Annotated in this window: 20 protein-coding genes; 7 read left to right on the top strand and 13 right to left on the bottom strand. The window is 63.8% G+C overall.

The annotated features are described in order from the left end of the window. Positions 1-5: 5 nt before the first annotated feature. Both NE850_RS13785 and NE850_RS13780 read right to left on the bottom strand, forming a co-directional pair. Positions 6-1,055 carry an ABC transporter substrate-binding protein gene (locus NE850_RS13785; RefSeq protein ID WP_007178743.1) on the bottom strand — a complete coding sequence of 350 codons (1,050 nt, stop codon included), beginning with the start codon at positions 1,053-1,055 and terminating at the stop codon, positions 6-8. A 110-nt stretch (positions 1,056-1,165) separates the two neighbouring features. Beyond that, the gene (locus NE850_RS13780) at positions 1,166-2,263 is read right to left on the bottom strand and encodes an ABC transporter ATP-binding protein (protein ID WP_007178742.1); all 1,098 of its coding nucleotides are present in this window, start codon (positions 2,261-2,263) and stop codon (positions 1,166-1,168) included. Between the two features lie 129 nt (positions 2,264-2,392). On the opposite strand from NE850_RS13780, the gene NE850_RS13775 reads away from it, so the two are divergent. Continuing rightward, positions 2,393-3,943: a PLP-dependent aminotransferase family protein gene (locus tag NE850_RS13775; protein WP_007178741.1), complete on the top strand. Its 1,551-nt coding sequence runs from the start codon at positions 2,393-2,395 to the stop codon at positions 3,941-3,943. 56 nt (positions 3,944-3,999) lie between these two features. Here the strand turns inward: NE850_RS13775 and NE850_RS13770 are convergent, their stop codons facing one another. Further along, positions 4,000-7,737 carry a DUF748 domain-containing protein gene (locus tag NE850_RS13770; protein WP_310698859.1) on the bottom strand — a complete coding sequence of 1,246 codons (3,738 nt, stop codon included), beginning with the start codon at positions 7,735-7,737 and terminating at the stop codon, positions 4,000-4,002. 252 nt (positions 7,738-7,989) lie between these two features. Continuing rightward, on the bottom strand, positions 7,990-9,414 hold the full coding sequence (locus NE850_RS13765) for a DUF1254 domain-containing protein (protein ID WP_007178739.1): 1,425 nt from the start codon (positions 9,412-9,414) through the stop codon (positions 7,990-7,992). A 298-nt stretch (positions 9,415-9,712) separates the two neighbouring features. On the opposite strand from NE850_RS13765, the gene NE850_RS13760 reads away from it, so the two are divergent. The 3 genes from NE850_RS13760 to NE850_RS13750 all read left to right on the top strand — a co-directional run bounded on the left by NE850_RS13760 (position 9,713) and on the right by NE850_RS13750 (position 14,987). Next, positions 9,713-10,384 (top strand): FMN-binding negative transcriptional regulator, encoded by a 672-nt coding sequence (locus tag NE850_RS13760; protein WP_165187577.1) that lies wholly within the window; start codon positions 9,713-9,715, stop codon positions 10,382-10,384. Positions 10,385-10,510: 126 nt separating this feature from the next. Further along, a complete protein-coding gene (locus tag NE850_RS13755; RefSeq protein ID WP_197740261.1) occupies positions 10,511-12,850 on the top strand; it encodes a cation-translocating P-type ATPase in 2,340 nt (779 codons plus the stop codon). 163 nt (positions 12,851-13,013) lie between these two features. Then, positions 13,014-14,987: a Cache 3/Cache 2 fusion domain-containing protein gene (locus NE850_RS13750; protein ID WP_310698858.1), complete on the top strand. Its 1,974-nt coding sequence runs from the start codon at positions 13,014-13,016 to the stop codon at positions 14,985-14,987. A 101-nt stretch (positions 14,988-15,088) separates the two neighbouring features. Here NE850_RS13750 and NE850_RS13745 read toward each other — a convergent pair whose 3' ends face one another. Next, on the bottom strand, positions 15,089-15,742 hold the full coding sequence (locus NE850_RS13745; protein ID WP_007178735.1) for a glutathione S-transferase family protein: 654 nt from the start codon (positions 15,740-15,742) through the stop codon (positions 15,089-15,091). 219 nt (positions 15,743-15,961) lie between these two features. Here NE850_RS13745 and NE850_RS13740 point away from each other — a divergent pair, with 219 nt between their 5' ends. Further along, positions 15,962-17,422, top strand: coding sequence for a polyhydroxyalkanoate depolymerase (locus tag NE850_RS13740; protein ID WP_035516887.1), 1,461 nt, complete (start codon positions 15,962-15,964; stop codon positions 17,420-17,422). Between the two features lie 99 nt (positions 17,423-17,521). Here the strand turns inward: NE850_RS13740 and NE850_RS13735 are convergent, their stop codons facing one another. The 7 genes from NE850_RS13735 to NE850_RS13705 form a co-directional block, all read right to left on the bottom strand. Then, positions 17,522-17,956 (bottom strand): cupin domain-containing protein, encoded by a 435-nt coding sequence (locus NE850_RS13735; protein WP_007178733.1) that lies wholly within the window; start codon positions 17,954-17,956, stop codon positions 17,522-17,524. 168 nt (positions 17,957-18,124) lie between these two features. Next, complete coding sequence (locus tag NE850_RS13730) at positions 18,125-18,736, bottom strand: flavin reductase family protein (RefSeq protein ID WP_007178732.1); 612 nt, start codon at positions 18,734-18,736, stop codon at positions 18,125-18,127. 160 nt (positions 18,737-18,896) lie between these two features. After that, positions 18,897-19,847, bottom strand: a complete 951-nt coding sequence (locus NE850_RS13725) for a 3-hydroxyacyl-CoA dehydrogenase family protein (protein ID WP_197740260.1) — start codon at positions 19,845-19,847, stop codon at positions 18,897-18,899. Positions 19,848-19,992: 145 nt separating this feature from the next. Beyond that, positions 19,993-20,289, bottom strand: coding sequence for a hypothetical protein (locus tag NE850_RS13720; protein WP_007178730.1), 297 nt, complete (start codon positions 20,287-20,289; stop codon positions 19,993-19,995). Between the two features lie 439 nt (positions 20,290-20,728). Continuing rightward, entirely contained in the window at positions 20,729-20,887 is a 159-nt protein-coding gene (locus NE850_RS13715) for a hypothetical protein (RefSeq protein ID WP_007178729.1), read from the bottom strand. Between the two features lie 327 nt (positions 20,888-21,214). Further along, positions 21,215-22,537, bottom strand: coding sequence for a hypothetical protein (locus tag NE850_RS13710; protein WP_310698857.1), 1,323 nt, complete (start codon positions 22,535-22,537; stop codon positions 21,215-21,217). Between the two features lie 132 nt (positions 22,538-22,669). Continuing rightward, positions 22,670-23,356, bottom strand: coding sequence for an MgtC/SapB family protein (locus tag NE850_RS13705; RefSeq protein ID WP_007178727.1), 687 nt, complete (start codon positions 23,354-23,356; stop codon positions 22,670-22,672). 264 nt (positions 23,357-23,620) lie between these two features. Here NE850_RS13705 and NE850_RS13700 point away from each other — a divergent pair, with 264 nt between their 5' ends. Then, positions 23,621-24,730 carry an AGE family epimerase/isomerase gene (locus NE850_RS13700; RefSeq protein ID WP_007178726.1) on the top strand — a complete coding sequence of 370 codons (1,110 nt, stop codon included), beginning with the start codon at positions 23,621-23,623 and terminating at the stop codon, positions 24,728-24,730. Between the two features lie 62 nt (positions 24,731-24,792). On the opposite strand, the gene NE850_RS13695 is transcribed toward NE850_RS13700, so the two are convergent. Beyond that, on the bottom strand, positions 24,793-25,068 hold the full coding sequence (locus NE850_RS13695; RefSeq protein ID WP_007178725.1) for a hypothetical protein: 276 nt from the start codon (positions 25,066-25,068) through the stop codon (positions 24,793-24,795). A gap of 218 nt (positions 25,069-25,286) precedes the next feature. Between NE850_RS13695 and NE850_RS13690 the strand changes: the two genes are divergently transcribed. Further along, positions 25,287-25,490 (top strand): cold-shock protein, encoded by a 204-nt coding sequence (locus NE850_RS13690; protein WP_007178724.1) that lies wholly within the window; start codon positions 25,287-25,289, stop codon positions 25,488-25,490. Positions 25,491-25,543: the final 53 nt, after the last annotated feature.

The following is a 25,543-nucleotide window of genomic DNA, read 5'->3' as shown; positions in this document are numbered from 1 at the left end:
GCTCGTTACTTCGAAGCCCACGACGAAAAACGCTGCTCCAGTTCGTCGCCGTGATCGGTCCAGAACGCGAGGTTCTGCAGCACCGCGTTCTTGCCGTTAGCCGGCGAGTTCGGCAGATTGGCGAGCGTCTTCGGATCGAGCGCCTTGATGGCCGCCACGTTCACCGGGCCGTACGCGATGTTGTGCGCGTAATCCTGCTGCGGCTTCGACGAAATCGAATAGGCGATGTACTTCTCGGCCAGCGCCTTGTTCGGCGTGCCCTTCGGAATCGCCCAGTAGTCGAGGTCGTAGATGCTGCCGTTCCACACCACCTTCAGGTTCTTGCCTTCCTTCTGCGCGGCGTCGATCCGGCCGTTGTACGCGGTGGACATCACCACGTCGCCCGCAACGAGGAATTGCGGCGGCTGCGCGCCCGCTTCCCACCACTGAATGTTCGGCTTCAGTTCGTCGAGCTTCTTGAACGCGCGGTCCTGGCCTGCCTTGGTGGCGAGCACCTTGTAGACGTCCTTCGGCGGCACGCCGTCGGCCATCAATGCGAATTCGAGGTTGTAGCGCGCGCCCTTGCGCATTGCGCGCTTGCCCGGGAATTTCTTGACGTCCCAGAAATCGGCCCAGCCGGCCGGCGCCGTTTTCAGCTTGTCGGCGTTGTACGCGAGTGCCGTCGACCACACGAAGAAGCCCACGCCGCAGGTTTGCGGTGCGTCAGGAATCAGATCCGACTTCTTGCCGATCTTCGACCAATCGAGTTTCTCGTACAGCCCTTCATCACAGCCACGGCCGATGTCGCCCGATTCGACTTCCACCACGTCCCAGTTCACGTGCTTGGCTTCGACCATCGCTTTCACTTTGGCCTGCTCACCGTTGTATTCGACGGCGGTGACTTTATTGCCGGTCTCCTTTTCGAACGGCTGGTTGAATGCGACCTTTTGCGCATCGCCGTTTGCACCGCCGAAATTGACGACCGTCAATTCGGCGGCATTGACTTGCGCGGCGCCCAGCGCGAGCGCCACAGCACCGACAGCGATGGCGCAGCGCGATTTCCCGATCTTGCTCATGGTGTGTTGCTCTCCTTTGGTGGTGTGCTTCCAGCTCAATACAGTGCGACTTTGTTATGTACTGCCTGATCCGACCTGCCTGCGTCGAACACATTGCGTGTCCGGCGCATTCACGCCCCTGCGAATACCCGCAGATGCTCGGGTGCGAACTCCAGCGCGACCGGTGCGCCAGGCGCGAAGGTTTCGAGCGCGTCGGTGCCGAGCGGCACCTTGACGAAGCACTCGTCCTGTTCCGGCAAACCACAGCGCATGCGCACGTGGTCGCCGAAATAGATCAGCCCGCGCGCTTCACCGGCGAGCGCATTGGCGCCGGGCCGCGACAGGCCGTTGGCGAGCTTCATGCGCTCGGGGCGAATGCACGCGACCGCCGGCGTGCCCGCCCGCGCACCGCCGATGTTGCGCCCAGTGAGACGCGTGCCGTCGCTCAGACGAAATTCGCAATACTCACCGTCGACATTCGCGATCGTGCCGCGCAGCCTGTTGCTGTCCCCGATAAAGTTCGCCACGAACTCGTTGCACGGCGATTCGTATAGACGATCCACGGTATCGAGTTGCTGCACGATGCCTTTGTCGAACACGGCCACGCGATCGGACATGGTCAGCGCCTCGCCCTGATCGTGCGTGACGTACACGAACGTCACGCCGAGTTTCTCGTGCAATGATTTAAGTTCGTACTGCATGTGTTCGCGCAACTGTTTGTCCAGCGCGCCGAGCGGCTCGTCCATCAGCACGAGCTTCGGCTCGAACACCAGCGCACGGGCGAGCGCGATACGCTGCTGCTGCCCGCCGGAAAGCTGCGCCGGATAGCGCTTCGCGAAGCTCTCCATACGCACCATCTTCAGCGCGTTGTTGGTGCGATGCGCGCGCTCCTGCGCCGAAATCTTGCGCACGGTCAACGGATAAGCAACGTTCTGCTCAACCGTCAGATGCGGAAACAGCGCATAGTTCTGAAACACCATGCCGATGTTGCGCTTATGCGGGGGCACGGTGTTGAGCAACGTGCCGTCCAGCCAGATCTCTCCGCCGGTGGGAAACTCAAAACCCGCCAGCATCATCAGACAGGTGGTTTTCCCTGATCCGGACGGCCCGAGTAGCGTCAGAAATTCGCCCTGGTATATATCCAGATCAAGTTGTTTGACGACCAGCGTTTCTCCGTCGTACGTCTTGCGCACACCTCGAAAGCTGACGATCACGTCATCGGTTTTCATCGTCCAGGTCTCCTCTGCGGTCCGGCTAACTCCCGTGCAAAGCAGCGGGATTGCATCCATTGCGTGGACCACTATAGACCGTTACGGTTCTACAATATGGAACCATTTCATTATTCCGGATAGAACCACTTGGACACCGTGATCTTGTCGGATTGGCTTGCCGCGCGGCTCGATCGCTCGGCCGCTGAACCGGTCTACAGACAGACGTTGCGGCTCATGCAGCAGGCCATCCTGACCGGCCAGCTGCCGCCGGGCACCAAGCTGCCCAGTTCGCGCACGCTCGCCGAAGACCTCGGCATTGCGCGCAACACGGTGCTGCACGTCTACGACCAGTTGACCGCTGAAGGCTACGTCATTTCGACCACCGGCAGCGGCACTTATGTCGCCGACACGCGGCCGGACACGGCCGCCGTGAATGCGCGCAAGAAGCCAGTGGTGGTGGGCGGCGTCGAAACAGATGCCGACGCGGCCATTGAAACCACCAGGCGGCCGAAACGCGATCTGGGCGACCTCTCGACTCGCGGACGCCGTCTGATCGATACCGCCGGCGTTTCCGCCAAGCAATGGGGCGCATTCATGCCGGGCGTGCCCGACGTCGCGGAATTCCCGGCGCGCACGTGGAGCCGCCTGCAGGCGCGTTTGTGGAAGGAAGCCAATCCCGACCTGCTCACCTACGCACCCGGCGGCGGCTATCGGCCATTGCGGCGGGCGTTGTCGGATTATTTGCGCGTGGCGCGCTCGGTGAATTGCACGCCGGATCAGATCATCATCACCACGGGTATTCACCAATCCATCGATCTCGCCGTGCGTTTGTTGACCGATGTCGGCGACCGTGCGTGGGTCGAAGAACCCTGCTATTGGGGCGCGCGCAGTGTGCTGCAATCGTCCGGGATCACCCTGGTGCCGGTGCCGGTGGACGACGAAGGCCTGAATCCGCGCGAACAGGATCTGCAACAGCCGCCACGGCTCGCGCTCGTCACGCCGTCGCATCAATATCCGCTCGGCATGGTGATGAGCCTCGCGCGCCGCCGCACGCTGCTCGAATACGCGCGCCAGCACAACGTGTGGATCATTGAGGACGACTACGATAGCGAGTTCCGTTACGGCAGCCGTCCGCTCGCCTCGCTGCAAGGACTCGACGACGCCGGCCAGGTGATCTACGTCGGCAGCCTGGGGAAGATGCTGTTTCCGGGTTTGCGGATCGGCTACATGATCGCGCCGGAACATCTGGTCGACACGTTCCGCACGGGCGTTGCCGAGTTATACCGTGAGGGTCAGTTGATGCAGCAAGCGGTGATGACCGACTTCATCATGGACGGCCATCTCACCTCGCACGTGCGGCGCATGCGCGCGCTGTACGGCGAACGCCGGCAGATTCTGATCGACGCCATCACCGCGCGTTTCGGCACCGAGTTGCCGGTGATGGGCGACGAAGCCGGCCTGCATCTCGTGCTCGGCCTGCCGGATCACGCGAACGATCGCGCGGTGACGGCCGCCGCTTACGATGCCGGCGTGATCGTGCGCCCGCTCGCGAGCTACTACAGCAGCGATACGCCCGCGCGGCGCGGACTGCTGCTCGGCTATGCGTGCGTGCCGAACGACAAGATCGGTCCCGCGTTCGACACACTCGCGCGCGTGATCGAGCAAACCGCACTGAAGGCGCCGACACGCGCCGCTTGAGCGCCACCGCCGCGAATAGCGGCGACCGGCGACTACGCGCTCGACTTCCGGGTCGCTCACTTCAACCCGAAGTCCACACGCGTCGTTGCACCCTTGTCCTTGATGCCGTCGGCATTCAGTTTCGGTGCGACGATAAACACGCGGCTGCTGTCGATCTTGCCGTCCAGATACTGGTGCACGCTCTGCGCGCGCTGTTGTGCGAGCTGGCGCAGACTGGCGTCGTCGATCGGTGCGTTGGCGGCGAGCGCACTCTTCATCTCGTCGTCCGGCAAGCTCTTCGTCAAGCCGACAAAATTGCGCGGCTTCTTGAAGTCCGCCGACTTGTAGGCCTTGCTCAGATACTTGTCGTACTCCTTTGGATCAACCGTGACGGTCGACAGATCGACGCTCTCGCCATTGCCCACCACGTCCTTGATCTTCTGCTGCTTGACGAGGCGCTCGACATAGCCGGTGCGCAAGGCGGGCTCGTCGACGGCTGGATCGACACGGCCAATCAGGTCCATGCGGATCGACGGTTTGTCGGCCAACGCCTTCACGATCGTGTCGAGCTTCCGGGTGTCGGCGTCCGTGAGTTTCGCCGAGCCTGGCTCGAACTCCACATAACCCAGTTCCTCGCCACTGCCGCCGAATGCGTTGGCGATCAGCGAGAACGGCGCGGTCACCGCCTTCTGCAGCAGATTGAGCACTGCATGCCAGATCAGGCCGCCAATACTGAACTCGGGATTCGACAGCGAGCCCGACACCGGCAGGTTCACATCGATTTCACCACGCGAATTCTTCAGCAGCGAGATCGCGAGGCGCACGGGCAGCTTGGTCGCCGTATCGTTTTCGACGTGATCGCCGAACGTGAGCTGATCGATGAAAATGTGATTGTTCGCGTTCAGTTGATCGTTTTCGAGCGTGTAGTGCAGATCGACGTTCAGCTTGCCCTTGGTGATCGGATAGCCGGCATATTTCGCCGAATACGGCGTGAGATTGGTCAGTTCGATATCGTGCGCGACCGCCGTGAGATCGAGCGCCGGCTTCGCAATCAGCGGATTGATCGTGCCGCGAATCGACAGCGGACCGTTGGCGGCCAGTTTAGCGGCAATGTCGACCGGCGCGGCGGTGGTGGATTGCGTGCCGAACGCACCGACGGTGCCCTGAATGCCGACCAGGTTCGCCGTGTAGTTCGGCTTGATGAAATTGTCCGTGTACGTCACGCGACCCTGTTGCAGCACCAGTTGACCGAAGTGCAGCTTGACCGGGCTTTGCGGCGCCGTGGCAGCCGTAACCGTGGCGGCGGAGGCCGACGCCGGCACGGGTGCGGATGCGGCGGCGACCGTGGATGCCGACTGCGGCGTCAGCGACACGGGGTCCGCACCGCTCTTGTCGCGCGTCAGCGATTGCGCGGCACCGGTTTCGTGCGCGACCACATCGTTCAGGTTGAGCTTGCCCTGCGCGTCGAGCAACACGCGCCCATAGAACTTCGTGAACGTGACGCGGCCCGCATCGACCACCGTGCCATGCTCGTCGTAATCGGCCTTCAGGTTGGACAACGCGAGCGAACCCCAACCCGCGAACGGATCCGAGGTCGCCTTGTCGAGCATGCGGACATCGACGAGCGCCATGTCGCCGCGATACGTTGCTTTCAGCGACTTGGCCTGGCTCAGCGCGAGGTCGCCGTTCGCATTGAGCAGCGCGCTCGCGATCACCGCATTCAGCTTGCCGCCGAAGTACGGTTCGAAAGCCGCCGCGTCGAGCCGGTTGGCATTCACCTTGACGGCCACCTTGAGCGGCGTCGCCGTCACGTCGCCCTTGACGCCGAGCGTGCCCTTCCTGTTCAGCGTGGCCTGCAGGTCGACGGGCAGCGGACGGCTCAGGTCGTCGCTGATGTTCTGCACCTTCAGTTGCAGCGGCGTGATGTTCAGCTTCACCGGCTGCGGCGTGGTGTTGTCCGTGAAGTTGGCGGTGGCATCTTTCAGGACCAGTTCGCCGATCTTGTAGTGCCACGCGGGCCCTTCAGCCTGCGCCTTCTTCACCGCGTGGATCGCCGTACGCTGCGGTGCGACCTCGTGCTGCCCGCCGAGCGCCGCGAGGTTGATGCTGCCGTCTTTCAAGCGTTGGGCGTCGATCGCGAGGCCGGTCGTGTCGATGCTGGCGATCTCGGCGCTGCGCGCCGCCACGTCCACCTGCTTGAGCTTCACGCTGCCTTGCGCGAGCGAGATCAGCGGATCCTTGCTGCTGCGCGTCGCGACCTTCAGCGATTGCAGGTCCAGTTGCGAATCAGTGACCATCACCGCTACCGGCGACTTCGACCAGTTCGCACCGACATTGGCGGTGGCGGAAAGCGCGCCGTCCGTGACTTGCGCCACGGTCGCGGTGTCGATATAGGGTTGCAGCAACGGCAACTTCACCGACTTCAGATCGAGCTTCGCGCTCGCCGTCTTCGCAGCCAGGCCGAACGCGCCGGCCACACCGAGTGACCCTCCGCTGTCCTTGAGATCGGTGTTCAGCGTGTAGTGCGCGGGTGCCGCGGCAAGCGTCGAAAAATCGGTCAGCGTCACGGCCAGTTTTTGCAGGCCGGCATCGACAGGCCGCGAGGCGGCGTTGTCGCGAACATTGACGGTGCCGTCATTGAGCACGAAGCGTTTGATCGCGAGGTCCAGCGGCGGCGCCGCCTTTGCCGCGGCATTGGCGGCTGATGCGGCAACCGGCGCGCTCGCAGCCGGTTGCGCCGCGGCCGGCCCGGGCGCGAACATCTTCTCGACGCTCAGCACGCCGTCTTTATCGCGCGCGAGATTGGCGGTCGGCGCGTCGATACGGATCTCGTCGAAGTGATAGAGGTTCCTGAACGGTTCGAGCGTGGCGGCGGCCACATGCACCGCGCGCGCCGCGAAGAACGGCGTCTTGCCTTGATCCTGCACGTCCACGTCGTTCAGATCGACGGTGCCCGCCACGCGCAGCGAAGGCGCGTCGTTGGAGACCACGAAGTTGAGCTTGAGATCCGTGGACAGTTTGCCGGACTGCACGATCACCGGCAGTTTGGTCGGCACGTAGGACATGAGACGCGGCACATCGAGCCCGTCGAAGCGCAACGACACTTCCGACTCGCGCGACGCGGCAAACGGCTTGGTCTTGCCATCGATGGCAAGCGGACTGCCGTCGATCCGCGCACGCAGCAGCGGCTCGACGAAGATATTGGTTTTCGAAGGCAGCGTGGCAATGAACGGAATGCCGAGCTTCCATTGATCGATCACGTGCGTGGCGCCGAGTAGCTTGTCGTCGAACGTGATCTGGCCGTTTTCAACGCGAATATTCGATACGGAGAACAGCGTCGGCTTGCTATCCGGCTTGGCCGGCTGCTTCGAGAATTTCTCGATCAGGTCCGTGAAATTGAAGCGTTGCGCATCGTAGCGAACAATATGAAAGCGCGGCGAATCGAGCTGCACCTGATCGATGATCGGTGCCGCGCGAAACAGCGAACTCCATGACGGCTGCACGATGAGCCGCGAAATGTCCACGAAGTCGCCCGCGCCGCCGCGCTCGCCGATATGCACACGGTCGGCTTCGAGCCGGAGCGTGTACGGATTGAGCGCAATGCGGCCAATCGTGGCAGGGCGGTCGAGCTGTTTGCTGAGCTGTTGCTCGGCAACGTGGCGAATCAGCGGCGGCGCCGCAAAGAAGCCGAGTAGACCGAACACTACAAGGAAGATCAGCAGGCCGGTGATGACACGCCGGGTGCGGCGTGACTGCGCGACATCGCGCACGGTCTGCATGGACGAGGCTAGTGATGCTTTATTGAGGCTTGCCATGCTCGGTATTGGGTAATGCGGCGGCAAGCCCGCCGCGAAAACGAAAATCCCGCAAGCGGCAGTATAAGTCGTGAATCTTTCGCGGGATATAAATGTAAGGCGAGGCTTACACATTCCCTTGCGCGATAGCGCCGCATGTCCGCCGCGATGAAGTGGCGGACATGCTTTGCCCGATGTTTGCCCGATACTTTTGCCCGATTCGTTTCCGGGTCGTTACTGAAGCACCGCTGTCATGTCAGCGACACGCAGCAATCACTGACGCACGACGGCCGGCGGTTGCCAGCTGCCGTCGGTGGCTTGCGGCTTGGGGGCGTACAGACGCAGCACGAGTTTCAGATCGGCACGCGGCGCCGGCAGCCAGTTGCCGCTCTTGCTGCGAGTGGACGACACGGTCACGTCGAGCGAGCCGTCGCGATTGCGGCGTGCGCCATTGCGGTCGCCGACCGCCAGACGCGCCGGCGCGCTCTCGCCCAAGGCGCCGTCTTTCGTGTACGCGGTGATCGACCAGAAGCCGCGCACCGGCGGCAACTGATTCGGCGCGAAGTGGATCACGTAACGGTTTGCGCCGTTGAGCGCATGACCGTCGCTGTCCTGGGTGACGACCGCGCGAACTTCGTCGTCTTTCGTGCCGATGCCCGGTTGCGCGTAAGCCGCATAGGCGCGCAGCGCGTAGTCGGGACCGTAGGTGCCCACGCCGTCGCCGAACCAGCTCCAGCCGTTGCCGGTCAGCAGATTGGACGGCGGCGTGACCACGCGATCATGGCCATCGGCAAGGCCCGCCGTAATGGCTTCCGGCGCCTTCGGCAGCTTGACCGGTTCGCCGGGCGTCACGCCGAGGTCCGAGAGGAATTTGAGCGCATGCGGATCGGCCGGCGTCGGCGGATTGTCGGGCAAGGCCTGCGCGAGCCGGCTGAAGAAATCGTTCGCGTCGAGCGCCGCGACTTGCGCGGCCGGCGTGCCGGAAGCGGCTGCTGCCGCGGCGGCGTCGGCGGCGTTGCTGCGCGGCGGCGCGATCGTCGCGGAACGGGTGTCACCCGCGTAGACGCTCAGCGGCGCGACACGAATGGCGCGCTGCAGCTTGCGGACCGCTGTCAGATCGCGCGTGCCGTTCGACTGGATACGCACGCTCACCCATGCGTTGCGGGTCGGCACGTCGACGCGCTTCACACCCTTGGGCAACTCTCCCTGCCAGCCCGGACCCGCGAAGGCGATCGTCTGCGCCTTGATGCCTGCCGCGCGAGTGGCGAACTGCGAACTGGTCGACCAGACCACGTTAGTCCACATGTCGAGCACGCGAGCGTCGACGTAGCGGCCATGCGAATCGGGCAAAGATACGATCACCGGTTCACTGCCGAGGTCCAGCCAGCCGGTCGAATCGAACGTATCGAGACTAGGCTGCATCGGATTGGCCGCGCCGATCGGCGGCAATGCCTGCGCGTGGCGCAGCGTATTGAGTGGCGCCTGGCCCGGATCGGTGCCGACCGCCGCGTCGCGCGCAACGCCCATCAGCACCAGCGGATAACCGAACACATACGAATCGGCGACTTCATCCTTGATCCAGCCGGTGGATTTCTGCGACGCGGTGGGAGTCGACGCGCAACCGGCCAGAAATGCGAGGCCTGCGAGCGATGCGCAGGTCCAGTGAATCGAAAACAACTCTCGGCGATTTTTTATCATTCGTTCAGGTGGCGGAACGTGCGGTCCTAAGGGAGACGCCGGTGCGCTACGAACCCTGCTTGCGCGGCCTCCCAAAGCCCAACGCATCCAGTCCGCGGTTCGCGATGCCGACAACATCGGGTTGTATCGTATCCTTGCTCACCAGGCAAGCGCAAAGGCAGCAATAGCGCCGGTTCGGGCGCGCGCACGGCCTTTTCGCGGTACGGTTGACGTTTTTTTATTACATCCGGCCCGGCGCCCCACGCCTTGGGCGATTTTTCATCGCTGCTCTTTCGTCCTCTCGTATCCGGAGCGTTTCATGTACATGCCCGCCCATTTCGAAGAGAACCGTCCAGAGGTTCTCCACCGCCTGATCGCCGAGCAGCCTTTCGGCGCACTGATTACCAACGGGCCGAACGGGCTCGATGCGAATCATTTGCCGTTCGAATTCGAAGTGCCGCCTGCGGGGGACAAGTCCGATGCGGCCTCGGGTGAGACTCACGGCATCCTGCGCGCTCACGTCGCCCGCGCCAACCCGGTATGGCAGGAAGCCGGAGCGAACCCCGAAGCGCTCGTGATCTTCCAGGGCCCGTCCGCGTATATCTCGCCGAACTGGTATCCGGGCAAGCATGAAGCGCATCGGCAGGTGCCGACTTATAACTATATGGTGGTGCATGCGCACGGCCGGATCGTCGTGCGCGACGACGAGTCGTTCGTGCGCGGCCTCGTCGCGCGCCTGACCCGCAAGATGGAAGCCGGCGAACCGGTGCCGTGGAAGATGGGCGATGCGCCCGCCGACTTCATCGCGCAGATGCTCGGCGCGATCGTCGGCATCGAGATCGAGGTGACGCGGCTGGTCGGAAAGTGGAAGCTCGGCCAGAACAAGGCTGCGGCCGACCGTCGCGGCGCGGCGGAAACCTTGCTGGCGCGCCCGGGTGATGAACAGCAGGCCGTCGGCCAGGCCATGCTGGACGCGCCGCCGGCTTTCTGAGCGGCACTTTGCCCATGCATCGGTCGCTTTGAGGCAATCCTGCAATTCACTCTTGACCTTCCCATCATGGGAAGGTCAATACTGGCCTCATGATGCGGCCTGCTGCCGCGACGAGCCCTGCCTGCCATGACCGAACTTGCCACCGCCCTGCGCCCCGCGGACGCCGCCGACACTTCCGCCCACACCGCCGAACTCGACATCGGCGGCATGACTTGCGCCTCGTGCGCGATGCGCGTCGAAAAGGCGCTCTCCAAAGTGCCGGGCGTCGTGAGCGCGTCGGTGAATCTCGCGACCGAAACGGCGACCGTCGATCTGGACGGCGCGGCCGCCGGCCCGGACGCGCTGATCGCCGCCGTCAGGAAAGCGGGCTATGAAGCGACCCTGGTCGCGCCGCCGGACACACCCGCCGCTGCCGACGCCGAGTCGGCCCCCGCCAACCGCAAGCGCGACCAGACCCGCCGCGAACTGGCAGCCGTGCTCGCCTCCGCCGTGCTGACGCTGCCGCTCATCGGCCCAATGGTCGGCGAATGGTTCGGTTTCCACGCAATGCTGTCGCCCTGGCTGCAATTCGCGCTCGCTTCGGTCGTGCAGTTCGTATTCGGCGCGCGCTTCTATCGCGCGGCCTTTCGCGCCGTGCGAGCCGGCGCCGGCAACATGGACTTGCTAGTGGCGCTCGGCACGTCGGCGGCGTATGGCATCAGCGTCTACGAACTGGCGACCCATCCCGGCGACATGATGCATCTGTATTTCGAAGCGTCGGCGGTCGTGATCACGCTGGTGCGCTTCGGCAAGTGGCTCGAAGCGCGCGCCAAGCGCCAGACCACGGACGCCATCCGTGCCCTCAACGCGCTGCGCCCCGACCGCGCGCGCATTCGGGTCGGCGCGGACGAACGCGACGTGCCGCTCGCGCAAGTGCGGGTCGGCACGATCGTGATCGTGCGCCCCGGCGAGCGCGTGCCGGTCGACGGCGCGGTGCTCGAAGGCCGCACGCATATCGACGAATCCCTGATCACCGGCGAAAGCCTGCCGGTGCCGAAGCAGGTAGCCGACGCAGTCACCGCCGGCTCGATCAACGGCGAAGGCGCGATTGCCGTGACGACCACGGCGATCGGCGCGGAGACGACACTTGCGCGCATCATCCGCCTCGTGGAAAGCGCGCAGGCCGAGAAGGCGCCGATCCAGCGCCTGGTGGACCGGGTCAGCGAAATCTTCGTGCCGGCGATCCTCGCCATCGCCGCGCTCACGCTGGTCGGCTGGCTGATCGCCGGCGCGGGCGGTGAAACGGCGATTCTGAACGCGGTCGCCGTGCTGGTGATCGCCTGCCCATGCGCGCTCGGACTGGCCACGCCGGCGGCCATCATGGCCGGCACCGGCGTCGCCGCGCGGCGCGGTGTGCTGATCAAGGACGCCGAGGCATTGGAAACCGCCCATCGGGTGACGATAGTCGCGTTCGACAAGACCGGCACGCTGACGCTCGGCCAGCCGTCGGTGACGGCGTTCGAGCCGATCGGCGGCATCAGCCGCGACGAGGCGCTGGAACTTGCCGCGGCGGTGCAGCGCAACAGCGAGCACCCGCTGGCGCGCGCGGTGGTCAAGGCGTACGAAGCGGCAGCGACAGAGGCCGCCGACATGCCTGCGGCAATTGGCGAAACCGTTGCCTCGCCCACTCAAACGCGTGCGCTGCACGCCAGCGCCGCGCGCGCCGTGGCGGGCCGGGGCGTCGAAGCGGACGTCGACGGCCGCACCCTCGCGTTGGGCAGCGGACGCTGGCTCGGCGAACTCGGCATTGAATTGCCGCCCGAATTCGCCGCGCGGGCCCGCGAGCTCGAAGCCGCCGGCAACACGGTTTCCTGGCTCATGCAGCGCGCCCCGCAAGCGCCGGCAGCACTGGCATTGATCGCTTTCGGCGACACCGTCAAACCGACAGCGCGCGCGGCCGTCGAGCGGCTGGCGCAAATGGGCGTTACGAGCGTGCTGGTCACCGGCGACAACCGCGGCAGCGCGGCGAGCGTCGCCCGGGCGCTCGGCATCGACGAATTCCATGCGGAAGTGCTGCCCGAAGACAAAGCCCGCGTCATCCGCGACCTGAAAATTCGCAGCGCCGGCATTGTGGCAATGGCGGGCGACGGCATCAACGACGCTCCCGCGCTCGCCGCCGCCGACATCGGCATCGCGATGGCGACCGGCACCGACGTCGCCATGCACGCGGCCGGCATCACGCTGATGCGCGGCGATCCGGCGCTGGTGGCCGACGCCATCGACATTTCGCGCAGAACATGGCGCAAGATCCGGCAGAACCTGTTCTGGGCCTTCGTCTACAACCTGATCGGCATTCCGCTGGCCGCCTTCGGCTTGCTAAACCCGATGCTCGCCGGCGCGGCGATGGCTTTTTCGAGCGTCAGCGTGGTCACCAATGCGCTGCTGCTGCGCACCTGGCGCGGTGCGCAGAATGGTCCGGGACGCTAAGCGAGTGCGCGCGGAAACACCCCGCGGACGGCACGGTCATTACGAAATGCTTTCAGATTGCTAAAGAAGACGGACGCAGCAGCCGTAAACCAGCCATCGATGCCGGCCATGCCCACGCATGGCCCATGCATCCCGCTCGTGCTCTCTTACTCCGCAATCGCCCATGGAATTTCTCTCTTTGCGCCGCGCCAGCGTCGGCGCGCGGCTCGCCATTCTTTCGTGCGTGCTGGTGGCGTTGATCTTCGCCGCGTTCACGTGGGCACTCACCCGCACCGCCGGCACGCAGATCAGCGGCCAGGTGCTCGAACGCATCGCGGATAAAGACCGTTCGATCGCCGCGATGATCAAACTGTTCGACAAGGCTTTGTCGAACGAAGTCGACCGCTCGATGTCGCTGTTCGCGAGTTTCCTGCCCACCGGCTATACGCTCGACGAGACCCAGAAGGTCGACATCGGCGGTGTCGCCACGCCGACCATCAAGGCGGGCGACAAAGTCCTGAACATGGACTTTTCCATTCCCGATCTGTTTCTCGAACGCAGCGGCGCGGTCGCCACCGTCTTCGCGCGCAACGGCGACGACTTCGTGCGCGTCACGACTTCGCTGAAGAAACAGGACGGCTCGCGCGCCATCGGCACGTTGCTCGATCGCAAGGCACCGGCCTATGCGCTGCTCCTCGCGAACAGATCCTATACGGGACTTGCCGCGCTCTTTGGCAAACGTTTGATCACGCAATACCGGCCGATCACCGACGCGAGCGGCCGCGTGATCGGCGCGCTGTTCGTCGGCGTCAATGTGGACGAGGAAATCCAGTCGGTCGAAGACGGCATTCGCAATCTGAAGATCGGTGACAGCGGCTACTACTTCGTCGTCGACGCGTCGAAGGGCGCGGATCGCGGCAAGCTGATCGTGCATCCGGCAGCGGCCGGTCAGAACGCCGACAACGCGAACGCACCTTATCAACAGATGCTCGACATGAAAGACGGCCAGCTCGAATACAGCTCGGCCGACGCCACCCTCGGCGAACGCGGCGCGCGCGACAAGTTCGTCTCGTTCGTTACCGTGCCGGAATGGCAATGGCTGGTTGGCGGTGTCGCGCCGCGCGACGAAGTGATGGCCGACGTCGTTGCCACCCGCAATGAATTCCTGCTGCTCGGCTTCATCCTCGTCGGCGTGTTCGCGGTGGTGTTCCTGATTGCGGTGCGGCGCCTCGTGAGCCGACCGCTCGAGGAAGCCGCCAAGGCGTCCGAGCGTTTCGCCTCGGGCGATCTGAGCGTGCGCGTGGCAAACGGCACAAACGCGCGCGCCGATGAAATCGGCCGCCTGATGCAGTCGATCGACGGCATCGGCGAAGGACTCGCGCGCATTGTTTCGCAAGTGCGCAACGCGTCGGCGGATATGTCCCACGGCACCGAGAAGATCGCCACCGGCAGCGGCAATATCGCCGCGCGGATCGCCACGCAGGCGAGCAGCCTCGAGGAAACGGCGGCCAGCATGGAAGAGATCACCTCGACCGTGCAGCAGAACGCCGACCACGCCGCGCAAGCCAACACGCTCGTCACACGCGCCGCCGACGCCGCGCTCGAAGGCGGCCGTGCGGTCGAACGTGTGGTCTCGACAATGGGCGAGATCAGCCGCTCGTCGCAGAAGATCGCGGAGATCACGTCCGTGATCGAAGGCATCGCCTTCCAGACCAATATCCTTGCGCTGAACGCCGCCGTGGAAGCGGCGCGGGCCGGCGAACACGGCAAGGGCTTCGCGGTGGTGGCATCGGAAGTGCGCGCGCTGGCGCAACGCAGCGCGGCCTCAGTCAAGGAGATCGAAAGCCTGATCGCGACTTCCACGGCGACCGTGCAAAGCGGTTTCCGGATCGCCGAAGAAGCCAGCTCGACGATGCAGGGCATCGTTCAACAGGTCGGCCAGGTGCGCGCGATCATGGGCGAAATTAGCGTCGCCTCGCGCGAGCAGTCGGGCGGCATCGAACAGGTCAATCTCGCCGTCACGCAGATCGGCGAAGCAACGCAGCAGAACGCTATGATTGTCGGCGAGGCGGAACTGGCGGCAGCGGAGTTACGCGATCAGGCCGCGCGTCTCGCACAGGTGGTCAGTGTGTTCAAGCTGGAAAGCGGGCGCGATTGAGTTTGATTAATGGCTAACGGCCATTGCGGGCGCGGTGCTGCTTGGCGCGGCGCGCACCGCCGCCAGCCGTCTGCACGCCGCGCTTGTTCAACGCGCCCGCTTCAGAACTCGACGTCCAGTTCGTCGATCTCTTCCACTTCCTGTTGCGCGTCGGCGATCCATTCCTGCATCTCGGGCAGCGCCATGATCCGCTGTCCGTATTCGACAATTTCCGGATCGAGTTTGACGTCGTAGGTGACGAAACGCGTCACCACCGGCGCATACATCGCGTCCGCCGTGGTCCGCTCGCCAAACAGAAACGGGCCGCCGTACTGCTTCAGGCAATCGCTCCAGATCGCCACGATCCGATCAATGTCCGATTGAGCACGCGCCCACACCTTGAAGCCTGGGAAATGCGCTTTGAGGTTCATCGGCAAGGCCGAGCGCAGGGAGCCGAAACCCGAATGCATCTCGCCGCATATCGAGCGGCAATGCGCGCGTGCGCGAATATCCCTGGGCAGCAGTTTCGCGTCCGGCTTCAGTTCGTTCAGATATTCCGCAATCGCCAGCGTGTCCCAGATCTTGATGCCGTCGTGAAACAGACACGGCACCAGTATCGACGGTGACAGCAACAGCAGTTCAGCGCGTGCGGCGGGATCGTCGATCGGCATGACGATCTCTTCGAAAGGCAAGCCGCTGAACTTGGTCAACAGCCAGCCGCGCAACGACCACGACGAATAATTCTTGCTGCTGATGGTGAGCGTGGTATTCGCCATACGATTCTCCTCCAGATGAGGCGTTCGGTCGACGCCTGACGCCGTGCGTGCACGTTGCCGTGCGCGCGCGCACCAAAGCGCGGCAATTTCGGCCCGTTGACTTCACTCGCGCAAATGCTATGCCAACGTGCAGTCAGGGCCGCGCCTGTGCGTATGCATGATTGGCACATGACTTGCCTCTATTTGGGTTCCTTCCTCTTCAGCATTCGTGCGAAGGTTATGAACCTGTTCGCATATCCCACATATCAGGCTTTCGCCGACATGATGCTGCCGATGCGGCACGGTGCGGCTCTCATGAATCACTCGCTCGACGCCTGGCCCGCGTTCGGCGAAACACCGCATGGACGCTCGATCCGCGCCGCCTGTGAGTTGTTGACGCTCGCCGGTCTCACGCCCGTGCGACCGCCGTTCGGCATCGACAGTGTAGTGACGGAAGGCAAATCCGTCGCGATCGTCGAGGAAGTTGCCGCGCACACGCCGTTCTGTTCGCTGCTGCATTTCCGTAAGGAGACCCAGCCGTCGGTGCCGCAGCCCCGCGTGCTGGTGATCGCGCCCATGTCCGGCCACTTTGCGACGCTGCTGCGTGGCACTGTGCGCACGATGCTGGCCGAACACGACGTCTACATCACCGATTGGCATAACCCGCGCGACGTGCCCTTGAGCCAGGGCCGCTTCGGCTTCGACGAATTCGTGCAGCACGTGATCGACTTCACCGAGACGATGGGGCCCGGCGCGCATCTGCTGGCCGTGTGCCAGCCGACCGTCGCCGCGCTGGCCGCGGTCGCGCTCATGGCCGCCGACGATCATCCCGCGCAGCCGGCGAGCATGACGCTGATGGCCGGCCCGCTCGACACTCGCATCAACCCGACGCGCGTCAACGACCTCGCCAAGAGCAAGCCGATCGAGTGGTTCGAGCAGAATCTGATCAGCGCGGTGCCGTTCGGTTTTGCGGGTGCGCACCGGCGCGTGTATCCGGGCTTCGTGCAATTGACCGCGTTCATGGCGATGAATCTCAACCGCCATCTCGACTCGTTCGAGACGATGTATTACGAGCGCGCCAAAGGCGATCCGGCAAAGGCCGACACGATTCACACGTTCTACGAAGAATACTTCGCGACAATGGATCTGACGGCCGACTTCTATCTGGAGACCGTCGATACGGTTTTTCAGCGGCATGCGCTGCCGTTGCATGCCCTCGAAGTGAAGGGCCGCCTCGTCGAGCCGTCCAGGATTCGCCGCACCGCGTTGCTCACGGTGGAAGGCGAGAAGGACGATATCTGCGCCGTCGGGCAGACGCTTGCGGCACAGGATATGTGCGACAAGTTGCGGCCGTATCTGAAGACGCACCACGTGCAGACCGGCGTCGGGCATTACGGGGTATTCAACGGACACCGCTGGGAACGGCAGGTCTATCCGCGCGTGCGGGCCGTGATTTACGACAACGAACCGCGCGCAGTACTGGTGGGCTCGCGGGCGCACACGATCCGGCCGGTGCCCGCGGCAACGGCCGCCGCGGTCACGGCGGCAGCGCCCGCTGCGGCGGCGGTGGTCGACGTGGAAGTGGATGCGGCGATGGCGGCCGGTTCGAACGAATCTGACGCCGCGTCGGGTGCGGGTTCAACTGCTGCCATCAAACCGCAGACGTCGCGCGCTCCGCGCAGGCGACCACCGGCGACATAACGCGCGCGGGGGCGGCTCAGCGCCTTCCAGCGAAACGGCCGCGTGCGTGGGGCGTGCGTGATGTTCGCGCTGCGCGCGCACGCAGACGCGCTGCTTGCGCTAAGCGGTGACGCCCTTCCACGGCGTCACCGCGGGTACGTCACATGGCCCTTCGACTTCGATCGATTTGAAGTCCGCCGGCGAGACAATTTCGATGTACTCCATATCGTCCGAGTAATCGAACAGATAGTGGACGATGCCCGGCGCCTGGTGCACGCAGTCACCGGCGGCGACGAGCGTCTCCTTGTCGCCGTACATGAAACGCGCCCAGCCCTTCAGCATGATCACAATGTGGAAATCGGCCTCATGACGGTGCCAACCAGTGCCTTGCTCTGGTGCGTGATTCGCCTTGACGAGTTGCGCGAGCACCTTGCCGCCGGTCGCCTGCGCAATGCCTAAATCACGATAGAGAAAAAAGTCGCGTAAGCCCTGATCCTCGTAGGACGTGTCTTGCGGACGGACATGGCTGAATTGCGTGGCGAATTCGGTGGACATGATCGCGCTCCTGGAAGTGAGCCGGCAGTTGAAAACGACGCGTTGGAGCGTCGGTTGCAAGCATCAAGCGGGCCAGTGTGCGGGCTGCGGTTTCGCGCGATTCAGCGGCGATGCGGTGAACGCCGCGCCGCCTTGCACGGCGCGACGTGTTTTCAAACGCGGCGGCGCTTATACGCTCGGGCGGAACATCTGGAACATGTCGCCGATTTCCGCGTAGTCAGCGCGGTACCCGGCGCGCATGATCGGCTGCGCGGCGTGAGTGTCGAACAGGCCGTCTTTCAGATACGCCTCGTTGATGTGGACGCCGACCACCTGGCCGAGCGACAGGTAGTTATCCATCGGCGTGCCGTCGAGCGTGTGCAGACGCACCACTTGCAGCAGTTTGCATTCGAGCGCGGCCGGCGATTCGGCGACGTGCGGCACGGCAACGTTGCGGCCCGGCGCAGGCGTGAGGCCGGCGAGTTCGAACTCATCGACAGACGGCGGGACCGGCGCCGACGAACGATTCATCTGCTCGGCGAGCGGTTTGGTGGCGAGGTTCCAGACAAATTCGCCGGTGGCTTCGATGTTGGTGACGCTGTCCTTATGACCTTCGCTGCAAAAACCGATGATCGGCGGGAAGGTGGCGAACGCGCCGAAGAAACTGTACGGCGCGAGGTTCAAGGTGCCTTCGGTATCGCGCGACGAAATCCAGCCGATCAGACGCGGGGCGACGATGGCTTTGAACGGATCGTGCGCAAGGCCGTGGCCGGTGGCGGGATCGTAGAAGTAGTGGGACATGGAGATGGGTTGGCTTTGCGGATTTTGGCTAGATGGCATTTATACCGCAGAGCGGCGGCCGCCGCTCTGCTTGCACTGACCGCGAAGCATTTCCTCGTGTCGTTGCACATGAAGCCTCGTCCGCGTCGGTCATATCAGCCGCCTTCGCCGCGATCGCTCATTAACCGCGACTGATCACGCGCCTGCGCCCTTCCTTCACCTGCGCCAGATGCGCATCGTCCCATTCGTAAAAGCCGGCGCCGCTGCGCACGCCGACCCGCCCTGCATCGACCTGCTCGCGTAACAAGTCGAGCACACCTTCGTCTTTGGCCAGTTCCGGCATCAGATGCGAGGAGATATCGAGGAAGGTGTCGAGGCCGCCCATGTCCGCGCCCTCGAACGGTCCGACGATCCCCCAGCGACGGCCGAGCGACGCCTTCATCACCCGATCGACCACGTCGGGCGTCGCCGCGCCGGAGCGGACGATATTCAACGCCTCCCGCAGTACCGCGAACTGCAACCGGTTGCCGACGAAACCCGGAATCGCCTTCGCCAGCACCACCGGCTCCATGCCGATCGCGCTCATCAACGCGGCGGTCTGCTGCGTCACTTCCGGCGCGGTCGCAGTGCCCGGCACGACTTCGACGAGCGGAATCATGTGCGGCGGGTTCCAGAAATGCGCGATCACGAAGCGCTCTTTCGCGCGCAACGGCGCGACCAGTTGATCGGGCGGGAAGCCGCTGGTGTTGCTCGCGAGAATTGCGTCGTCAGTCAGCAACCCGGTCAGCGCCGCATACAGGCGATGCTTCAGTTCGAGTACTTCGGGAATTGCCTCGATCACGAATTGCGCCGACGCCATCACGTCAAGTTGCGCATGGGTTTCGATGCGAGCCAGCGCTGCCTGGCTCGCCGCCCGGTCGATACGCCCGACATCGATCAGTTCGTCGAGCACGGCTTGCGCTTTCGACGCGACGCTCGCCAGACGCGCCGGATCCACGTCGTGGACGAGCGTCCTGTGTCCGTGCAATGCACTTTGCGTCGCAATACCGACGCCCATCAATCCCGTGCCCACTACGCCTATCACTGCCTTGTCCACGCCGCTCTCCTGCTGCCGTCGAAAGCTTTGAAGCATAGCGCAGCGCGCGGATTTGCAAGGCTGAACGTGACAAGGCCGGTCTTCCGCGAGGAAGGACCGGCCTTGTTTGCTTCACGCCTGCTTGGTGCCTGCTTGCTGGTGCCGGCTTCACGCCGCGTTACGCGGCGGCGTCACGCGCGGATCAGTAATGCTGCGGCGGACGATGGTCGCCGTGATGATGCGGATCGTAGTCGTGCGGATGATGGCGCATCCAGTCGTCATGAGCCCAGTAGCGATGGCCGTCGTAGTAACGATCGCCATGCCAGCCGATGTTGATCGACACGCCAACCGGCATCATATGCGGCTGACCGTAGACCGCCGGTCCCGGACCGTTCTCCACCACCCGTTCCTGGGCGAATGCGCTGCCCGCTGCGAGCAGCGCGCCGCCCGCAAGCAGGGTTGCAATGAGCGAACGCGATGTCTTGTTAAAGGTTTTCATACTGACCTCCCGTCAAAAGTTTTGTATCGAGCCAGCGTCCGTGCTCGATTGGCCTCGACCTGCAATCTCAGGCTCGAATCGGACGCCGTACGCTTGAGGGCAACTTTAGCGGCGCGAACTACGGGAAGACGTGAGCACTTGTAAGCGCTCATTTCAATGTTAGGGACGGATGAGCGGTGGCCGTTTCAGCCTCTAACGCCGACGTATCAAGCCATGCGCGATGGTTCGGCCCTGCGGCGAAGCGGCGCAGTGTCAGGCGCCGTTACATTCATTTCGGTATGGAAATATTCGGACAGAAAGACCGAGCGGGGAGGCGGTCCAAAAACAAAAGCCACAGTACGCGTTTCGCGAACTGTGGCTTCAATAATTAATGCGATGCGCACCCGTAATGCGAGCCCGCGCGCGATTGTCCGCACTTCGGGCCGGTACAGCCCGGCTTTTAGTCGCTCAGCTTGATGCCGAACAACGTAGCCTGTGAGCGGCGCACGCGCTCTGCTTCGCGGCTGCGTGCCTTGTACGAGTAATCCGCATCCAGCGGCAGATGGGGCGACGCAAAGAGGTCGCTGACCTTTTGGAACAATGCAAAGATGAAGCTCATGGCGACTCCCGGTTGGTGACTGCATTTGCTAGGGTTTTCCCTTAAGAATAATTATAGGGTTTTCCCTAGTTAAATGCTAGTGCAATGCAGCAATTTTTTGGGCGCGGTCCGTGGACGCGGGTTTTCCGCGCATGGTGCGTTGCATCATGACAACGTCCCCGTTTTTTAGATTTCAGGGCCGGAAGGAATGGCTTATTGCCGAGTGATCTAACCCGGTGCTATGTCGCCGCCGGTTTTCGCGAGAGAGGAACTGAGGAACCGCTGGTAGGCGGTCGTCGAGCGGAATGCCGCAGCCGGCTTGGTCGCCGGCGCGGCGGTCGCTGACCGTCAATGCGGGCTGGCCGCTTTCGGCTTGTGCGGATGCTGCGCCCGTGCGGTGCGCCTCGTGTGCGCCGACGGGGCGGTGGCTTGCTGAGGTGCAGCGGGCGCGGCCGTGGCCGCGTCGGAAGCAGCATTCGCAGCGGTTGCGTTCGCCATCGCCAAGTGGGTGTCGAGTAAGCTGGTCATGGCCGCCTGCTGGTTCTGCATCATCTGTTCCATACGGTGCTGCTGCGCGGTGGTCTCACGCGTCAGGCGCATCAGCAGCACGGTTTGCGTGATGCCGATGGCGACCGTGGCCAACAACGCGCCCACCACGATCGATAGCATCCACTTCATGCGTCGCGAATGATCGGTCGCGGCGCGGCGCTGATCGGCGATCACACCATACAGCGCATCGACGGTATCGGCGAAGGCGGTTGCCCGCGCGCGATCAAGTTCCGGCGCGGCGCGCAACGCGGCCGCAGCCGCCTCGGCGCGCCGGGCTTCGCGCCACGGAGCGGCGAACTCGGCGCTCGCCTGAGCAGATACCGATGAATTCACCAGTGTCTCCTTGCCGGGCTTCGACTCGGTGGGCGCAGCGTCTGATTCGGCCGGAGCGGGTTCATCCACCGCGCTTGCCGTTTCAGCCGTAGGCGCTTCCCGCGATGCCGATGCCGATGCCGAAGCCGATGCCGCCTTGGCGAAAGTCGCGGCGAAACGTTGCGGCGCCTTGCCGACGCCCGAGGTCGATGCAATTGCGGTATCAGTGGTCGCGCCCGGCTCGGACGCCTGCCGCAGCGCGGTCACGCTGCGCGCCACGGTTGCAGCCGCCATAGCCGGCGTCAGCGGCGCCGACACCGCCGGTTTCTCTTCGGCGTTAGCGTCCGTTGCCGGTTTCGTGTCACCCAGAGCCGGTTCGCCAGCCGGCGGAACCATTGCCGCCACCGGCTCGATTTCGAGCCCACTCAGTTGCGCATTGACCGGCACCGGCTCATCGGACTTCGGGGCACGCGGCGCGCGGCGAGCCGCGCGCGCCTCAAGCGACGCGCTGTCGCCCGTATCGACCGCGCCGACCGCGGCCAGCACCACATCGGGTAATTCGAAACCATGCAGCGTGCCTTGCCGGATATCGATATTCATCGCTTCCAGCGTCGCGCGGGTGGGATCGTCGGGAAATAGATCGAGCGTGGCGTCGTCGCGAGAGGCGTCGCTCAATTGCGCGAGACGTTGTGCCGAGCGCGCGGCGCGCGCCAGCTTGTTTTCAGTTTCGGTCGAGACGGTGGCCTGACGCCGCTTCTTCGAAGCTGCGCGCGAAGGCCGGGACTGCGTGGATGCTACGGAATCTGCCATAGAGAAAAAAGCGGTCGTCGCCGGAAAGCGGGCGCCGGACACCGCTCGTCAATGCCGTTGGAATTTTTCGAGACCGCATTGTCGCATGGCCGCCCGCGCCCGCCGAAGCCATTCGCCGAGGATTTTCCGTTTTTACGAAGTCGCGTCGTCCTGCCGGAACTGCTTGACGCCATGCAACTGACGCAAGCGGCTGCAGATCGCCTCATATTCCGTATTCGACACACGATGCAAGGTGATCACCACCTCGTCGCACTCGGGCGCGTCCTCGCTTTGCTGCATCACGAACTGTTTGACGCGCGGGCTCGCGGCGCCGAGCTCGTCGTGCAGCGAGTGGAACGTCATGGCGCCGCGCTCGACGATCATCGTCAGTTGGCGCCGTTGCTTGACGGTGATGAAGCGGCGCTCCAGCGGCTTGATGCCGGCAAGGATGATCAGAATGATGATGGTCGCCGCGATCGACGCCGTATACAGTCCGCCGCCAACCGCCAGACCGATGGCGGCCACCGACCACAGGCTCGCCGCCGTGGTCAGCCCGCGCACGATCTCGCCGCGCAGCAGGATCGAGCCCGCACCGAGAAAGCCGATGCCCGACACCACCTGCGCGGCCATCCGCGACGGATCGAGCACCACGTGCTCGCCGCTCAGCACTTCCGCAAAGCCATAGGCCGATACGATCATGATGAGCGTCGAACCGACGCACACCAGCATGTGCGTACGCAAACCCGCGGCCCATGAAAGCCGTTCCCGCTCGAAGCCGATGACGCTGCCGAGCGCCGCGGCCAGCACCAGACGGGCGATGAGTTCGAGATTCCCCAACATTGTTGTTCCTCCTTGTCGGCAATTATTTGAAGTGTTTTCCGCGTCGGCGCCGGAGTGCCAGCGGGATCCGTTTGCTTTATGCTAAGCCGCACGCCGCCAGGCGGTTAAGCGGGTCGCGCGGCAAGTCGTCGTGCTGCTGCTGGCCCGTAAAGCAGGTAGCATCCGCGCTCACCAACAGGCTTGCCGGTAACCGCGCCGCGCAGCAACTCAGGCTACGGCATGAGTCCGTGGGCGCTTCGAAATACGAGCTGAATCAATTTGACTATGCAGAGCATGAACCCTCCCGCCGCTTCCACCATCGCGCTCGCTACCCGGCTGCGCGATCACTTCACAGGCGTAGTGCTGCCCATGTGGCGCGGCCCGGGTTTTAATACCGCACTGAAGCTGCCCTACGAAGCGCTCAGCGCCGAGGACCATCAGCCGTTACCTCCCGCGCGTTACCGGGCTATGGCCTGCGCGCGGCAACTGTTCGTGTTCTCGCAAGCGGGCGACGAAGCGCATGCGCGAGTGCTGTTCGACTCGTTGACGCATACCTTTCAGGACACCCGCCACGGCGGATGGTTCTACAGCGTCGATCCGCAAGGCGCACCGCTCGACACCACGAAGGATCTGTACACGCACGCGTTCGTCGTGTTTGCTTGCGCGGAATATGGCCGGCGCTCCGGCAATCGCGACGCGCTGGAAATCGTGCATCGCACGTCGGCGCTGATCCAGTCGAACTTCGCCGCTGAAGGCGATCTGTTCAACGCCGCGCTGAGCGCGGATTTCGCCAGCGTAACGGGCACGCCGATCCAGAATCCGTTGATGCACCTGACCGAAGCCTGGCTGGCCGCTCGCGAAGCCACGCACGACAACGCTTTCGACGCCGCGTTGCGGCGCCTCGCCGGCGCGGTCGCCCGTCACTTCATCCATGCGCCTACGGGTTGTATCGCCGAATTGCCGATTGGTGCGGACGATAACCGTCTGGAACCCGGTCACCAGTTCGAGTGGTTCTGGCTGGTCAGGCAGGCGGGCGCCGTGTTCGAAGGCTCCGGTCTTGCCGAAGCCATGCCGCGTGCGTTCAGTTTCGCGCAGCAAAACGGGGTGGACCGGGAGACAGGCGGCGTGTGCGCCTCGCTCGACGAAACCGGGCGGGTCAAGGACGCGACCCAGCGGATCTGGGCGCAAACGGAATATCTGCGCGCGCTGGCAAGCTACGACGAGCCAACCGCGCTCGCCGCGCTGCCACGGCAAATCGAACTGTTCCAGCAACGTTTCCTGCGTCCGCAGGGCTGGTTCGAATGCAAGACGCCGGCGGGTGAGGTGGCGCGCGCCGACATGCCGTCGACCACGCCCTATCACCTCGCGACTGCCTATGAAGCGTTGCCGGCCTGACACCACCGGCAAGCCACGCAACGGGCGCGGCCACCGCGCGGCCGCGAGAACCGGCCGCCCGATCAATACTCTTCGCGCTGCCAGGGGCTCCAGTCGGAGCCGGCAGATTTAAAACGCATATAAGTTGCGCTCTGCCCGGTGGGGATATCCGATGCGTCGCCGTCCGGCTTCTGATCGGTTGTATGAAGGGCGAAAGCCTGGCGGTCTACGGTATCGACAGTAATACGGCCGACCGGGTCAGGGGCGCCTTCTTGAGGGGATTTAGACTCCAATATCGCCAGATAGGGGGTCAAACGACTCCAGAACGAGGTAAGTTCTTCTTGCAAATAATGTGTCAATGTTTTTCCTGGAAGAGTAATACAAGCAGTTTACCCTACCGGACGGAGCACCCTTCCAATTGCTCGCCAGGCCGAAAAAAGGCCGATGCCGGGGAATACCCGAATACTGGTTGGTTGGCGTCCATCATAAAGACGTGATACAACTCCTACTTCGCGCTCGATCTCGCGTTGAGAAATAGCGGTCGCGAATGCAACACACAACATTTACTGGATTAAAAATGGCAACAGGTACTGTGAAGTGGTTTAACGATGCAAAGGGCTTTGGCTTCATCACGCCGGACGACGGCGGCGAAGACCTGTTCGCGCACTTTTCGGAAGTTCAAGGCAGCGGCTTCAAGTCCCTGCAGGAAAACCAGAAGGTGACGTTTGAAGTTAAGCAAGGCCCGAAGGGCAAGCAAGCTGCGAACATCCAGCCGGCCTAAGTACCGTCAGGTACGTTGAGGCACCCTTAGGCGCTTGCGTCTGATGCAAAATG

The sequence above is a fragment of the Paraburkholderia sp. USG1 genome (assembly GCF_031570135.1).
GTDB lineage: Bacteria > Pseudomonadota > Gammaproteobacteria > Burkholderiales > Burkholderiaceae > Paraburkholderia > Paraburkholderia dioscoreae.
The sequence above is the reverse complement of the archived record's forward strand: the minus strand, read 5'-3'. Positions and strand labels throughout refer to the sequence as shown.

What these genes read in the sequence shown, in the direction of transcription:
- NE850_RS13755 (WP_197740261.1), top strand. Translation starts at nt 10,511, where the DNA reads ATGACCGAACTTGCCACCGCCCTGCGCCCCGCGGACGCCGCCGACACT.
- NE850_RS13760 (WP_165187577.1), top strand. Translation starts at nt 9,713, where the DNA reads ATGTACATGCCCGCCCATTTCGAAGAGAACCGTCCAGAGGTTCTCCAC.
- NE850_RS13740 (WP_035516887.1), top strand. Translation starts at nt 15,962, where the DNA reads ATGAACCTGTTCGCATATCCCACATATCAGGCTTTCGCCGACATGATG.
- NE850_RS13720 (WP_007178730.1), bottom strand. Translation starts at nt 20,289, where the DNA reads ATGAAAACCTTTAACAAGACATCGCGTTCGCTCATTGCAACCCTGCTT.
- NE850_RS13730 (WP_007178732.1), bottom strand. Translation starts at nt 18,736, where the DNA reads ATGTCCCACTACTTCTACGATCCCGCCACCGGCCACGGCCTTGCGCAC.
- NE850_RS13745 (WP_007178735.1), bottom strand. Translation starts at nt 15,742, where the DNA reads ATGGCGAATACCACGCTCACCATCAGCAGCAAGAATTATTCGTCGTGG.
- NE850_RS13780 (WP_007178742.1), bottom strand. Translation starts at nt 2,263, where the DNA reads ATGAAAACCGATGACGTGATCGTCAGCTTTCGAGGTGTGCGCAAGACG.
- NE850_RS13690 (WP_007178724.1), top strand. Translation starts at nt 25,287, where the DNA reads ATGGCAACAGGTACTGTGAAGTGGTTTAACGATGCAAAGGGCTTTGGC.
- NE850_RS13770 (WP_310698859.1), bottom strand. Translation starts at nt 7,737, where the DNA reads ATGGCAAGCCTCAATAAAGCATCACTAGCCTCGTCCATGCAGACCGTG.
- NE850_RS13700 (WP_007178726.1), top strand. Translation starts at nt 23,621, where the DNA reads ATGCAGAGCATGAACCCTCCCGCCGCTTCCACCATCGCGCTCGCTACC.
- NE850_RS13715 (WP_007178729.1), bottom strand. Translation starts at nt 20,887, where the DNA reads ATGAGCTTCATCTTTGCATTGTTCCAAAAGGTCAGCGACCTCTTTGCG.
- NE850_RS13765 (WP_007178739.1), bottom strand. Translation starts at nt 9,414, where the DNA reads ATGATAAAAAATCGCCGAGAGTTGTTTTCGATTCACTGGACCTGCGCA.
- NE850_RS13735 (WP_007178733.1), bottom strand. Translation starts at nt 17,956, where the DNA reads ATGTCCACCGAATTCGCCACGCAATTCAGCCATGTCCGTCCGCAAGAC.
- NE850_RS13785 (WP_007178743.1), bottom strand. Translation starts at nt 1,055, where the DNA reads ATGAGCAAGATCGGGAAATCGCGCTGCGCCATCGCTGTCGGTGCTGTG.
- NE850_RS13705 (WP_007178727.1), bottom strand. Translation starts at nt 23,356, where the DNA reads ATGTTGGGGAATCTCGAACTCATCGCCCGTCTGGTGCTGGCCGCGGCG.
- NE850_RS13725 (WP_197740260.1), bottom strand. Translation starts at nt 19,847, where the DNA reads ATGCTTCAAAGCTTTCGACGGCAGCAGGAGAGCGGCGTGGACAAGGCA.
- NE850_RS13710 (WP_310698857.1), bottom strand. Translation starts at nt 22,537, where the DNA reads ATGGCAGATTCCGTAGCATCCACGCAGTCCCGGCCTTCGCGCGCAGCT.
- NE850_RS13750 (WP_310698858.1), top strand. Translation starts at nt 13,014, where the DNA reads ATGGAATTTCTCTCTTTGCGCCGCGCCAGCGTCGGCGCGCGGCTCGCC.